The sequence below is a fragment of the Rothia sp. HMSC071F11 genome, assembly GCF_001809115.1.
Classification (GTDB): Bacteria; Actinomycetota; Actinomycetes; order Actinomycetales; family Micrococcaceae; genus Rothia; species Rothia dentocariosa.
The window spans coordinates 1-13,232 of the sequence record NZ_KV795724.1 but is presented as its reverse complement, the minus strand read 5'-3'; the positions used below and the strand labels follow the sequence as shown (position 1 = coordinate 13,232).

General features: G+C 50.7%; 11 protein-coding genes. All 11 read right to left on the bottom strand.

Going from position 1 to position 13,232, the window contains the following annotated elements; genetic code table 11:
* Positions 1-897: a ParA family protein gene (locus HMPREF2554_RS00140; protein ID WP_013398802.1), complete on the bottom strand. Its 897-nt coding sequence runs from the start codon at positions 895-897 to the stop codon at positions 1-3.
* Between the two features lie 235 nt (positions 898-1,132).
* A complete protein-coding gene (locus tag HMPREF2554_RS00135; protein WP_004004345.1) occupies positions 1,133-2,560 on the bottom strand; it encodes a C4-dicarboxylate transporter DctA in 1,428 nt (475 codons plus the stop codon).
* Positions 2,561-2,903: 343 nt separating this feature from the next.
* Entirely contained in the window at positions 2,904-4,079 is a 1,176-nt protein-coding gene (locus HMPREF2554_RS00130) for a site-specific tyrosine recombinase XerD (RefSeq protein ID WP_070553526.1), read from the bottom strand.
* A gap of 6 nt (positions 4,080-4,085) precedes the next feature.
* A complete protein-coding gene (locus HMPREF2554_RS00125; RefSeq protein ID WP_013398800.1) occupies positions 4,086-4,808 on the bottom strand; it encodes an NUDIX domain-containing protein in 723 nt (240 codons plus the stop codon).
* 151 nt (positions 4,809-4,959) lie between these two features.
* The gene (locus tag HMPREF2554_RS00120; protein WP_041321725.1) at positions 4,960-6,657 is read right to left on the bottom strand and encodes a CTP synthase; all 1,698 of its coding nucleotides are present in this window, start codon (positions 6,655-6,657) and stop codon (positions 4,960-4,962) included.
* A gap of 239 nt (positions 6,658-6,896) precedes the next feature.
* Complete coding sequence (gene recN, locus HMPREF2554_RS00115) at positions 6,897-8,606, bottom strand: DNA repair protein RecN (protein ID WP_048752017.1); 1,710 nt, start codon at positions 8,604-8,606, stop codon at positions 6,897-6,899.
* 141 nt (positions 8,607-8,747) lie between these two features.
* Positions 8,748-9,722 (bottom strand): NAD kinase, encoded by a 975-nt coding sequence (locus HMPREF2554_RS00110; RefSeq protein ID WP_048752019.1) that lies wholly within the window; start codon positions 9,720-9,722, stop codon positions 8,748-8,750.
* Between the two features lie 127 nt (positions 9,723-9,849).
* Complete coding sequence (locus tag HMPREF2554_RS00105) at positions 9,850-10,584, bottom strand: TlyA family RNA methyltransferase (protein WP_004004339.1); 735 nt, start codon at positions 10,582-10,584, stop codon at positions 9,850-9,852.
* Entirely contained in the window at positions 10,585-10,785 is a 201-nt protein-coding gene (locus tag HMPREF2554_RS00100) for a hypothetical protein (protein ID WP_004004338.1), read from the bottom strand. It abuts the gene before it with no gap.
* Between the two features lie 3 nt (positions 10,786-10,788).
* Positions 10,789-11,823 carry an HAD-IIA family hydrolase gene (locus tag HMPREF2554_RS00095; RefSeq protein ID WP_070553523.1) on the bottom strand — a complete coding sequence of 345 codons (1,035 nt, stop codon included), beginning with the start codon at positions 11,821-11,823 and terminating at the stop codon, positions 10,789-10,791.
* Positions 11,824-11,885: 62 nt separating this feature from the next.
* Complete coding sequence (locus HMPREF2554_RS00090; RefSeq protein WP_004004336.1) at positions 11,886-13,016, bottom strand: tetratricopeptide repeat protein; 1,131 nt, start codon at positions 13,014-13,016, stop codon at positions 11,886-11,888.
* Positions 13,017-13,232 lie beyond the last annotated feature (216 nt).

The window sequence follows — 13,232 nt, the reverse complement described above, 5'->3', positions numbered from 1 at the left end:
TTATCGGGCTCCGCCCTTGTAAATAAGTTCGCGGGCTACCTGCCGGTAAGCTTGAGCCCCGGTGTGGTTGCTGGCATATGAGAGGATAGGCTCTGCCGATACTGTAGCATCCGGGAATTTAACGGTTCGCTTAATCACGGTGTCAAATACTTTATCTCCGAAAGCGTCAATAATACGTGCAAGCACTTCTTTAGAATGGATGGTGCGGGCGTCAAACATGGTCGCAAGAACGCCGGTAATTTCTAGATCCGGGTTCAGGCGATCCTGCACTTTCTCGATAGAGTCCACGAGAAGCGCCACAGCTCGTAGGGCAAAGAATTCGCAGATAAGCGGGATGATAACGCCATGCGATGCTGTCAATGCGTTTACGGTTAGCAGGCCGAGCGAGGGCTGACAGTCAATCAGAATAACATCGTACTCATTCTGTACCTTACGTAGGGCTGAGGCGAGTACCTGCTCGCGAGCAACTTCATTTACTAGCTGAACTTCAGCCGCAGAAAGGTCGATGTTTGCGGGAAGAAGGTCGATGTTCTCGATATCGGTCGGTAGAATAACGTCGTTAATATCGACCTTACGATCCATCATCACGTTGTACACGGTCAGCTCAAGCTCATGCGGATTTGTACCGAAACCAGCGGATAGGGCACCCTGAGGGTCAAAGTCTACAAGGAGCACTTTACGACCACACTCCGCAAGTGCAGCACCAAGGTTTATGGTTGAGGTCGTCTTTCCTACGCCACCCTTCTGATTCACCATTGAGATGATGCGGGCGGGACCATGTTGGCTTATAGGCGCAGGATCGGGATATTCACGTAGGGGTCGGCCGGTTGGTCCGAGTTCTTGTGCCGGTGCTTCGGTCAACTTATCTTCACCTTCGTCAACGAATTTTCTCTTCATGTATAAGGTTACCCCACACACGCCCGCTCAGCAGGTTTGTGAGTTCGCTTTACGTACGAATTATGTTACATCGCGCTCTGTTCAGGTCTATAAACCAAATAATTCGGGAATTCTAGAGGCCCCGCTCACCATAAGCCACAGCATTATGTAATTCTCATGCTAAATCAGACCTTGCAATATGCGGGAAGGCGCTTTCCTCCTAGAAACAGATACACCTCCCCGCATACTTTTTAACTTATTGATCTTCCGGTAGCGTCACAGTATTTTTAATCTTTGGTTCAGCCACAACGGACATCTGTTTGGTGGGAGATTTTTGACTTACCGCATTATCCACGTATTGGTCACCGTGTAGTTCGCCGCCCATGGTGGATTCGTCAAAGGGGATCTCCCCTTTCAGCACCGCATGAACACGATCCATATCTACCTCTTTAACAATCTTCCCCATGAGTAACGTCGCCACTGCGTTGCCTGTGAAGTTAGTGACCGCACGTGCTTCAGACATGAAGCGATCGATTCCCACGATCAAGCCCACACCATTAACAAGGTCGGGGCGGTGTGACTGCAAACCGCCTGCCAGGGTCGCCAACCCTGCGCCCGAAACACCGGCAGCTCCTTTCGAAGCAATGATCATGAAGACCAGCAGAGAAATCTGCTCGCCTAACGCAAGTGGAGTCCCCATAGCCTCCGCGACAAAGAGGGCGCTCATCGTCAGGTAAATTGCGGTGCCATCCAGGTTAAAGGAATACCCCGTAGGAACCACAACGCCTACAACAGGCTTCGAAACACCTAAGTGCTCCATTTTGGCGATAAGACGCGGCAGCGCTGCCTCCGACGAGGATGTTGAGAAGATGAGGAGATATTCGCGTGCCAGATATTTCAACAGGGTAAAGATATTCACACCGGTTACGAGCTTGAGAATAGTGCCCAGAACGATTACGACAAAGAGAATACAAGTGATATAGAATGCCACCATCAAAATAAACATTGAGGAGATCGCACGGGAACCCGTAGAACCTACAACAGCTGCAATCGCACCAAGCGCACCAGCAGGCGCTAACCACATAATCATCATGAGCAGACGGAATACGAGCGCCTGACAGTAGGTCAGAAATTTGAGAATGGGAGCGCCAACCGGTCCCATCTTCTGCAGGGCAAAGCCGGTCAAAAGCGCCACGAAAAGGGTTTGCAGAATATTACCGCTTGTCAATGCCGAAAGCAAAGAAGTCGGCACGATGTTGAGCAGGAACGAGACAGTGCTGTCACCGCCATGTCCTTCAGACGAATTCGGAAGCGTGTATTTCGTTGTTGCCGGGTCATAGTGCAGCGAGCTTCCCGGCTCGATAATATTACCTACAACCAGGCCAATTCCTAAGGCAAAGGTTGACATGAGTACGAAGTACAGCAGCGCCAATCCACCGACCTTGCCGACGGTTGCTGCCTTAGCAATAGACCCTACACCCAGCACAATCGTACAGAAAATTACAGGGGCGATCATCATCTTGATGAGAGCGATAAAACCAGTACCGATGGGCTGCAGCTCTTTTGCAAAATCGGGAACGGTCATTCCCAAGATACACCCAAGGATCACAGCGGCAATCACCGAGAGGTAGAGCATATGGGTTGGGTCTTTGTAGAACGGTTTCTTTGCGGATTCCGTACTCATTAATTCTTTCCTTTCGCGCCGGGGACGCACGGTGCTGTGTGTCTATACCGACCAGAACTTTATTGTTCCGGATTCAGGATGTTATACAGGCTACACCTACAGCAACATTAACGCGGGTGTTTTCTGACTAAAATATGCCATTGCAACAGAATATTTACATGTCTGTTACAAACAGCATAAATATTACATCTTTAGAGTGTAAATCGTATAAATAAGCTAAATTATAGTATCTTATTGGCGTATTTTCTCTTTAAACGCATATTTGTCGGCATAGCTATACAGACATAGTGTCGTCGTTCTTCCGCGCAGCTATTCCCCACAGTCTACTTCTACTAATCACCTACTAAGTACGCTCATGTGCACGAGGATGCGCCATCCGGTAAACCTCCAGCATCCCTTCCGGAGTAACCTTGGTATACACCTGCGTAGTCGCAATCGAGGCGTGTCCCAATAATTCCTGAACCACGCGAATATCGGCGCCGCCCTGTACAAGATGCGTCGCAAACGAGTGTCGAATAGAGTGGGGCGAAAAATCAGAGCTCAGCCCCGCATCCTCAGCTGTTTCTTTGAGGATAAGCCATGCTCCCTGTCGACCCAGCCGGCTCCCCCGCCCGTTGAGAAAAAGCGCAGCGGTGCCTTTACCATGTGAAGCAAACATGGGGCGAGCGCGCACAATATAGTCTTCCAACGCCCTCTGCGCGTAGGATCCCAAAGGTACTAAACGCTCTTTACCTCCCTTTCCAAAAAGGCGCACATACCCGGGAAGTGCAATAGATTCCCCGTTTTCATCGCGGGGTTTTTCGCCCAGGTGTATATCGTCCAGATCTGTTGCCAGCATCTCGCTCACGCGCGCACCGGTAGCATATAAGAACTCAAGTATCGCTCGATTACGCAGGCCGGTAGGAGTCTTAAGACTGGGTATGGCAAGGAGCTTTTGCATTTGCTCCACGGACACGGCTTTGGGCAATCGCTTCACATTTTTAGGCGGTTTCACGGCAGCGGCGGGATCGGTCTCCAGGATGCGCGAAGCATGCCAGAAACTATGCGCGCCACGAACTGCAGCCATAGTACGTGCAATTGAATTAGGGCCCAGCGGCAGAGGCAGTGTGACATCACGTGTACTCGTTGAAGGAGCCTTTGTTTGATCCGAAGCATAGAGAGAAACCGCCAAAGATTCCAGGGTGTCTTCGAGTTCCTCTGCTCGGGTATCAGATTCAGATAGTTTTTCTCCCTGGCTTTTGCTGGGATGCCCCGAATCTCTGTTCTCCTCCGCACGCGGCAGTGTCGGTTGGGCAAGTTCACGCATAAAGGCACGCACATCGGCAGTGCGAATTCGGTGGGCATCAATGATACCGCGTGATGCCATAAATTCTACATACCGCCTTAAATCGCGTGCATACGAAGCTATCGTATTCTCGCTGCTGCCTTTTTCAACTCGCAGGTGAATAAGATACTGTTCAATATCCCGCTCAAGCGGACTTATACGATGTATTCCTTCGCTCAGGTGCTGAGAAACCATAGCGAATTATTCCTCGTGTTTAAAAGTTTCGGGTCGGATACGGCGCTCTCCCAAATAAGGGTGAAAATCCCAGGTATCGGCGGCATCTCGCAAGGGCAATTGCTCTTGCCGAGCCTCGACCGCGCAATATGCCGCGAGAATAGCCTGAATAGCCAAACCGTTATGTAGTCGGCCCGCGAGCACAAGGCGTACGGCCTGTTCAAGCGGAACCCACCGGTAGGTAATCTCCGCTTCTTCGTCCCTGCGTACTATACGGTCTGCTTCAGGAATCTCGTACAGGTCTTGGGCAAGGTATATACGGCCCGCTTCCGAAGCGGCTCCCGGAGTCGTGTAATAATCGACCAGGCTGCGCCAGCGATGAGCCCCAAGGTCGGTTTCTTCCGCGAGTTCGCGCTGGGCTGCATAAAGAGGGTCTTCACCAGTAATATCAAGAAGTCCTGCGGGAACCTCCCAGAGGTTCATACGCACGGGATGCCGATACTGACGCAGAAGCAAAATCTCATTCCAGTTGTTCAATGCGGCGACCGCAACGGAACCGGGCATGTCGATAACATCCCGCGTTAAAGTGGTACCGTGCCCGTCGAGATCATAGTGTTCCACGGCTGCTTGGAGAACATATCCGCTATACTGCACCTCACGGCTTAGGATTTCTCGCGTAGAGGGAGCATCGATCACATCAGCATACATAGGGTCTATTCGATACGGATTCTTGTTCTCTGAAGTGTTCATATCCCTATTCTAATTTGCATACTTGCGGTCGCCAGAATCAGAACCTTAAGGACAGAGCTATCAGCTGACAGCGCTGACGTTTCTATTTTCCTTTGGCAGAGCAAAGTCGCGGACTACATCGGCAGTCCGCGACTTCTTATGAAGGAAGTTCTTATTCTTTACCGCTACGTTTGAGAGCTGCTTTCACCAGCCCCGCAAAAAGCGGATGCGGCCGCGTAGGACGCGAACGGTACTCCGGATGAGCCTGAGTCGCCACATAGTAAGGATGCACATCAGCGGGGAGCTCAACATACTCCACGAGCGAGGAATCCGGTGAAGTGCCGGAGATAACCAAGCCCGCGTTCTCAAGCTGTTCACGGTACTCGTTATTAACTTCGTACCGGTGACGATGCCGTTCCGCCACTTCGGTCTCGTCATAGGCCTGAGCAACCTGTGAACCGGGAACCAGGTTAGCTGTGTACAGGCCCAAACGCATGGTTCCGCCCAAATCACCTGCGCCTTCCACAAACTGCTTTTGTTCTTCAATCGTGGCAATGACCGGAACCGATGTCTCCGGGTCAAACTCGGTTGAGGATGCGTCAGAAAGATTCAAAACGTTTCGAGCGTACTCAATCACCATGGACTGCAGCCCCAGGCAAATGCCCAGAGTAGGAATCTTATGTTCACGAGCATATTTCAATGCGCCGATCTTGCCGTCCAGACCGCGAATACCGAAACCGCCGGGTACTAAAATGGCATCCATATCGTGCAGCTGATGGTCTGCGTCTTCATCGGTGGCGCATAGGTCTGCAGCGACCCATTTGATATTGACCTTTGCATTATTCGCAAAGCCCCCGGCGCGCAGAGCCTCAGAAACCGAGAGGTATGCATCGGGAAGATCGATATACTTACCCACGAGGGCAATGTTAACGTCGGCGGAGGGGCGGTGCACCGCATCCAACAAACGATCCCACTGCGTGAAATCTGGCTCAGGGGCAGTCATGCCAAAGTAATCCAGAATATAATCGTCGAGCTTCTGGGAATGAAGGGTTTTGGGAATATCGTAGATGCTGGGGGCATCGGGACATGAGATAACGGCGGCAGTATCAACATCGCAGGCGTTACCGATTTTGGCGCGATGCGATTCCGGAACATCACGCTCACAACGCAGAATCAAGCCATCGGGCAGGATACCCAAACCACGTAATGCTGCAACGGAATGCTGAGTAGGCTTCGTTTTGAGTTCGCCGGAAGGGCCGATAAAGGGTACCAAAGATACATGGAGGAAAAACACGTTCTGGCGTCCAACGTCACGGCGTACTTGGCGTGCCGCTTCCATAAAGGGCAGCGATTCAATATCGCCTACCGTACCGCCGATTTCGGTGATGATGATATCGGGCGCGTTCTCGATTTCGGCGGCGTAACGCATACGTGCTTTGATTTCATCAGTGATATGAGGAATAACCTGCACGGTATCGCCCAAATATTCTCCGCGACGTTCTTTTGCGATAACGGTCGAGTACACCTGACCGGTTGTAACGTTAGCGGATTGGTCAAGGTTCTCATCAAGAAAGCGTTCGTAATGCCCAATATCAAGGTCTGTTTCAGCACCATCGTCAGTTACAAAGACTTCGCCGTGCTGGAAAGGGTTCATGGTACCGGGGTCTACGTTAAGGTACGGGTCAAATTTCTGCATCGTGACCGATAGGCCACGAGAACGTAGAATCTGACCGAGAGAAGAAGCTGAAAGACCTTTACCGAGAGAAGAAGCAACACCACCCGTAACAAAGATTTGGCGGGTTACCTTACCGTTAGCGGACGCGTTAAGAGCGTTATTATTTTCATTCACCACGGAATTCAAGCTTACCATTTTCTTTTCCCCTATCCAATAGAACACTAGCGAACGAGAGCGTTTCTCTTCCCTAGATTTAATGAGCTTTTTCCCGTATTTCGCGCAGTTTTTACGCCATAATAAACGCTTCACCTACCGCTGAATACCGTGTTGCACCACAACGGCCTCTAGAAATATCTGCGCCCCAACACTACCGAATATCCTTGGAATACTCCTCCAGATATATCAGCTATGACCATTATCTTTTCAGCACCTGTTTACTCAAGCTGACCCCCTGCGCGTAAAAGCTCCCGCGCGTGTTCTTGGGCTGCTTCCGACTGATCGTGTCCGGCGAGCATACGAGCGAGTTCTACAACACGCTCTTGGTCAGAAAGTACCTGTACTTTCGATAACGATGCGTCATCATTTTTAAGGACCAAAATATGCTGATCCGCGAAAGCCGCGACCTGTGGTAGGTGAGTTACCACCAAAACTTGTACATGCTGGGCAAGCATTGCAAGCCTGCGACCAATCTCAATAGCAGCCTTACCGCCAACGCCCGAATCTACTTCGTCAAAGATAAAGGTGGGTACCGGATCCACTTCCGCCAGCACAACCTCCAACGCAAGCATTACGCGTGAAAGCTCACCTCCAGAGGCGCCTTTCCCAAGTGGACGAGGGGTTGCCTCACGATGCGGAGCAAGCATAAAGGTCACTGTGTCACGACCATGAATTGAAAATTTATCTGCCTCGGCAACTTCAACAACAAGAGAAGCATTCGGCATGGCAAGCGCGGTTAGTTCTTCACTAACAGAATCCGCCAAACGCGAAGCGGCTTCTTGACGCGCTTTCATAAGCTGAGCTGCCTGCTCTCCTAAAGCCTGACGCAGGTCGGTGAGCTCTTGTTCCAGAGATTCCTGTCGCGCTGGATCATCAACAAGGCGAGTCAGGCGTTCACGAGATTCTTCAGCCCACTCAAGGACTTCCGCAATATCTGCACCATATTTTCGCGTCAAATTTTTCAGCTGCGCACGACGCTCCTGTACCTGCGCTAGGCGTTCAGGCCCTTCAGAATCTAACGAGGTCGAATAGGTAGAAATATCGGTGGCAACATCAGTCGCCAGAACTAAAAGTTCGTTAACCCGTTGAGCTAAATTCTCTATATCGCTATCGGCATCGGCTTGCCCCAAAAGAGATGTATGCGCCGTGTCCAGAAGACTCAGTACATTTGCCTCTGTGTCTTCCGTATATTCGCTGCCAGACAGCGCCGCCGCTGCAACGTCGGTTGCGGTACGAAGCGCCTCAACATTCATCAGTTTGATGCTTTCGTTCTTGAGTGCTTCATCCTCGCCTATTTGCGGGTTTACAGAGTCTATTTCTTCAAGCGCCCCCTGCAAGCTTTGCGCCTCTAATGCTCGTGCACGAGAATTCTCACGAACCTCTTTATATTCAGCGGCTGCGACTCGGTACCGCTCATAGGTATGCTGGTACTTCTCCAACAGGTCAAAAAGCTTTTCGCCGGCATAAAGGTCTAGTGCACGACGTTGCTCGCTGGCAGACTTGAGACGCAATTGATCTGACTGACCGTGCACAGCTACAAGAGTTTGCCCAATATCTGAAAGCTTACCGACAGGCGCGGTGCATCCTCCTACGTGTGCCCGAGAACGCCCAGAAGCATTAACGGTGCGAGCTAAGAGAAGTTCGCTTGTTTTTTCATCTACCGGGTCAGCTGTTCCGCCCACTTCTTCCGCAAGGGTCAAAGCCTTATGTTCTTGAGGTAGGCGCACGATGGCTTCCGCTAAGGCGCTCTTTGCCCCTTGACGCACACTTGCAGCATCACTACGCGCCCCGAGAAGCATACCAAGTGCCGTAACGACCATAGTTTTACCGGCACCAGTTTCACCTGTTAGAACCGACAGCCCGGGCTGCAAGGGTAATCGAGCATCAGTAATAATGCCCAAGTCCCGAATATGGATTTCTTCAATCACGATGCGTCTACCTTAAAGTCCTTACCGCATAGGGGCTGGAGTCGTGCCACATACGCGAGCTATGTGCGGCTCTATTGCACTGACCGACTTCCTGTTGGAGCACCCCAAACATTCGGTTTCCGTGTGAGTACCAGATATAAATCAATGAGGATCTTGCGAGCTGTTTTTTTCACCGATAGTGGCATCGCACACCTCACGCTCCTTCTCAGAGGTTGGGCCTCGCCATCCTCGAATAGGCAGAGCAAACTTACGAACCAGCCGTTCAGAGAACGGGGCGGGGTGGATACGTGCCAAAAGCACTGGTTTTTCAGATTTACGCACCTCAATGCGGGAACCGGGCAGCAGATCATTCATACGTCGTCCATCGCACCACAACACACCGGATGCACCATGAGCCATCATTTCAACAGCTACCATAGAAGACGGAGATGCTACTAGCGGTCGTGCAAAAAGGGCATGTGCTGAAAGCGGCACCAATAATATAGCTTCTACCTCAGGCCAGACTACCGGTCCCCCACCTGAAAATGCGTATGCGGTGGATCCCGTGGGCGTACCTATCACCACACCATCACAGCCAAATGTGCTTATTGGCTTACGATCTACCTCAATGATGACCTCAATCATCTTCTCGCGGTTGCCTTTTTCAACGCTTACTTCATTAAGCGCCCAATCCGTATGAACACGTTTCTCCTCGTGCCATACTTCAATGTCGATTGCCATACGCTCTTCGACCGCATACTCGCTCTTGACGATGCGGTTTACAGTTTCTTGCAGATCACTTTCTTCCGATTCCGCTAAGAATCCTACGTGTCCCAGATTCACGCCGATCAGCGGAATGCTTGTATGTCGCACCATTTCTGCAGCACGCAGGATAGAACCGTCACCGCCGAGGACCATACCAAGCTCAATATCAATAAGCGCAACACTCTCATGCACCACCTGCACAGGCACCGGATCGTCCCAATTTTCCGTCAAGGCTTCCAGATCAGAACGGTTCATCACGGGCACTAGACCTGCACGATGCAGCTGTTTACACGCCTGGCGGGTTGCATCCCGTGCTTCTTTGCGGCCAGTATGCGCAAAGACTAGAATTTTACGATTTTCTGTTATTGACACGTTCTACCCTCCTCACAGCAGGCATTATTTGCGAATTATCCCACGACTACTTCTTTAGTATAGCCGAATTTCCCATTATACTGGAACATATTTTCTAGAATATTATTTCGATAAAAAGATTTGTTTGCTATTTCTGCTTCTTGCACCATAAGAAAAATTCGACGTTACCATCTTGCCCGGGTAAGGGGCTTTGCACAGTATCTATCACGCGAAGACCACATGATTGAGCCGAGTCTTGCACCTTACGCACGGCGAAAGCATGTGCTTGAGGATCTGTAACCACTCCTGCACGCCCAATTTGATGTTTTCCTACTTCAAATTGTGGTTTCACCATGAGCACTAAGTCCCCATCTTCCTCGGTCACCTGCGCAAGAGCATCTATGACTAACGTCAACGAGATAAATGATAGGTCAGAGACAACTAGGGAAACTAAGCCCCCAATATCCTCTGGAGTTAGATAACGCACGTTAAGACCTTCATAAGCATCAACTCGAGGATCCATGCGCAAAGACTCAACAAGTTGACCGTGACCCACGTCAACTGCTGCAATATGTGAAGCCCCACGGCGCAAGAGTACGTCGGTAAATCCTCCGGTAGAGGCACCTGCGTCCAGACAACGACGACCGGCTACAGTTATGTGCGTAAAAATATCTAAGGCACCAGCAAGTTTATGCCCGGCACGACTCACATATTCTGTAAGAGGGCTTTCTTGTACCAGTACATCATCGTCACGATGTACAGGCTGCGATGCCTTATACACAATTTTCCCATTAACACTCACGCACCCGGCATCAATAAGTTTTGCCGCTAAAGTACGAGATGCAGCAAGCCCATGCTCGGCAAGAAATTTATCGAGCCGCACCTAGGAGTTCTCCCCGGGTTCTCGGGAGAAACGTACATTATCTTCGAGGTTATCAACTAAGGTTCCATAGGCCCGAATACGCTCTACAGGATCCATCGCTAAAACAGCCTGCAGCTGTGTTTCAAACTCCTGGTAATCAGCTTCTTCAAGGGACTCATGGCTATCAGCATTTTCTGTAGAGTTTTGTTGTTTCTTACCCATAAGTTAAACCTCGGGAAGGCCTTGAATATTCGGGGTCACAGCCTGCTCCGGATGCGCCGCCCACCAGGCAGCGCAGGCTACGCGCCAGGCTTCTGCTTCCGCATCGCTGCCGGAAAAGCCCTCTGGCGCGAAAGAGCCTTGGACGGTTAAATAGATATTATTTCCCTGTACCTTGGCAGTCCATGATGGTCCATGCGCTGTAATCGCGTGGTCCTCATGGAGAATTTCGATCTGCGGATATGGTTCGAAGAAATCATCAAGAGTGCGCAAAATATATGTGGGACGTTGTTCAGGGACCACCGATATAACATCCTGATATGTCTGCACGCCGGTCAGCACAAGTGCACCCGCCATATGAGCTTTGTTGGCTCCCAGAATATCGGTGTCAAGGCGGTCCCCTACAATAACGGGCTTTGAGGCTTTTACTGATTGAGCCGCAGTCTCAAAAATAGCGGCTTCAGGTTTTCCGGCTACCATCGGAGTACGACGTGCCGCAATACCCACCGCCGCTACTAAAGAACCGTTACCGGGTGCTTGCCCTCGTTCCTTAGGAATAGTTTGGTCTGTGTTCGTGGCAACCCATAAGATGTTCTGATCAGCGAGAGTGTACGCTGCCTCTGCCAAATCTTCCCAGCTGAGTTGCGGGTTAAAACCCTGAACCACGGCAACAGGGTTGTCGGACTGTGATGATACAGGCTCCAACCCGACAGCCCGCAGACAATCTGCTAAAGCTTCAGTACCGGTAACCAGAATTTTAGACCCGGCGGGCACATGTTGAGCCAATAAAGCCGCGCCAGCCTGGGCAGAACTGACAACACGTTCCGCCTGCGTGCGCACGCCTAAATCTTGCAGGTGAGTCGCTACAGATTCTACGGAGCGCGAGGCATTATTAGTCACAAAGACGACGGGAACCCCACTGCTTTCAGCGCGGTTTAAGGCTTCTGGCGCTCCCTCAATAGCGTAGGGTCCAGCGTATACTACCCCGTCGAGATCTGAAAGTAAGGCATCGTACTGAGCTAGTAGGGGTTCGCTCGTCATAATGTTCAATTCTTTCTGGTTATAGACAAAGCAAGTAGCCTCAGGCGAGGAACAGATAGTTTCTACTGCTCTGTTTCATTTTGGGAAGGCTTCGTTTCATATTCAGAAGATGCAACCGCCAAGTTCTTTGACTTGTCAGAACTATATGCCTCTTCCTTCTCTAGCTGTGTTCCCTCGTCAGTATTGCTTTGTTGTTCGAGGTCTTCTAGCACAGGTTCCTCAGGTTCAAAGAGCTCGGATTCACCATAAATATCGAAAATCTCAGGCTCAGCGAACTCACCCTGTCCCAAAGCGGCTTCGGCCCTGAACGCGAGGCGTGCCCACTGCTCTGCTTCCTGACTTCGTCCTGCATTATCTAGAGCCTCGGAATATGCTGTGAAGAGTCGAGGGCTGTATTCGAAAGCACGTTTTGGGTTTAGCTGCGGAATTTGAAGGGCCGATATCGCTTGCGATTTTTTGCCCTGATCTGCATATATCCCAGATTCAACAATGGCGAGTTCAACGCGAACCTGGGCAGGAAGCTCTTCGCGTTTAGCTTCCTCTATCATGTCAAGAGCTTTAGAAATACGGTTAAGAGCGCGCTCACAGTCTACGAGGAGCGCAAGATGATCCAGAGAGCCGCTTATGCGACGATGCGTACGTAATTCGCGTAATGCTAGTTCGTAATCTTCAGCGACATATGCGGCGACACCTACAGCTTCACGTACCGCAGAAATACGTCCTGCGCTTCGAGACGCAGCAACAGCATGCTCAAGCGCGAACTGGGGATCAAGCTCCAGATATCGTCCAGTCATAACAAGATGTTTTGCAACGGTAGCGGCATTCCTAGACTCAAGCGCGCGAAGCTGACGGCTTGTAGCACTGTCTAATTCACGACCTGTTACATCACTGTCAATCTCAGGCGCCTTTGGCTTGGCAGGACGATAACCCGCCCGACCGTCAACAGATCGCACGTTCTCCTGAGACTCTGCCTTATACGCGTGCTGCCTAGGTGACTTACTCCGAAAACCGAAACGATGCGATTTATGCGGGTTTTTCAAGTCGTTTCGGCGTCCTCCATCGCTATCCTTATGATTTGCCCCAGCCCCATCAGAATGTTGAGCGTTACTGTGGTAGTTGCTCTTCTGGGAGTTTTTCGCAGTGGAAGCACCAATAGCACCCTGCTTATTTTTAGACTGGGGGGTCTCAGACATGAATCTCCTCAAAGGGGAAGGCGGGATCAGGCACAGAATCTTCGCTACAAATTATGGAAGATAATCTCAGGGTGCTAAATGCACCTTTTATATTCTAGTACAGGTTGGCATAGACCGATACCCTAGAGATACTAGATCACAAGATAGCTTTGTCTTCTGCATCTATTCGTAGAAGGCGGGCTACCGGGTTGGGGTTGTTTGGTAAAACCACCGTTA

Bases quoted from the DNA above. Each gene is read 5' to 3' on its own strand.
- HMPREF2554_RS00140 (WP_013398802.1), bottom strand. From the start codon at position 897: ATGAAGAGAAAATTCGTTGACGAAGGTGAAGATAAGTTGACCGAAGCA.
- HMPREF2554_RS00135 (WP_004004345.1), bottom strand. From the start codon at position 2,560: ATGAGTACGGAATCCGCAAAGAAACCGTTCTACAAAGACCCAACCCAT.
- HMPREF2554_RS00130 (WP_070553526.1), bottom strand. From the start codon at position 4,079: ATGGTTTCTCAGCACCTGAGCGAAGGAATACATCGTATAAGTCCGCTT.
- HMPREF2554_RS00125 (WP_013398800.1), bottom strand. From the start codon at position 4,808: ATGAACACTTCAGAGAACAAGAATCCGTATCGAATAGACCCTATGTAT.
- HMPREF2554_RS00120 (WP_041321725.1), bottom strand. From the start codon at position 6,657: ATGGTAAGCTTGAATTCCGTGGTGAATGAAAATAATAACGCTCTTAAC.
- HMPREF2554_RS00100 (WP_004004338.1), bottom strand. From the start codon at position 10,785: ATGGGTAAGAAACAACAAAACTCTACAGAAAATGCTGATAGCCATGAG.
- HMPREF2554_RS00095 (WP_070553523.1), bottom strand. From the start codon at position 11,823: ATGACGAGCGAACCCCTACTAGCTCAGTACGATGCCTTACTTTCAGAT.
- HMPREF2554_RS00090 (WP_004004336.1), bottom strand. From the start codon at position 13,016: ATGTCTGAGACCCCCCAGTCTAAAAATAAGCAGGGTGCTATTGGTGCT.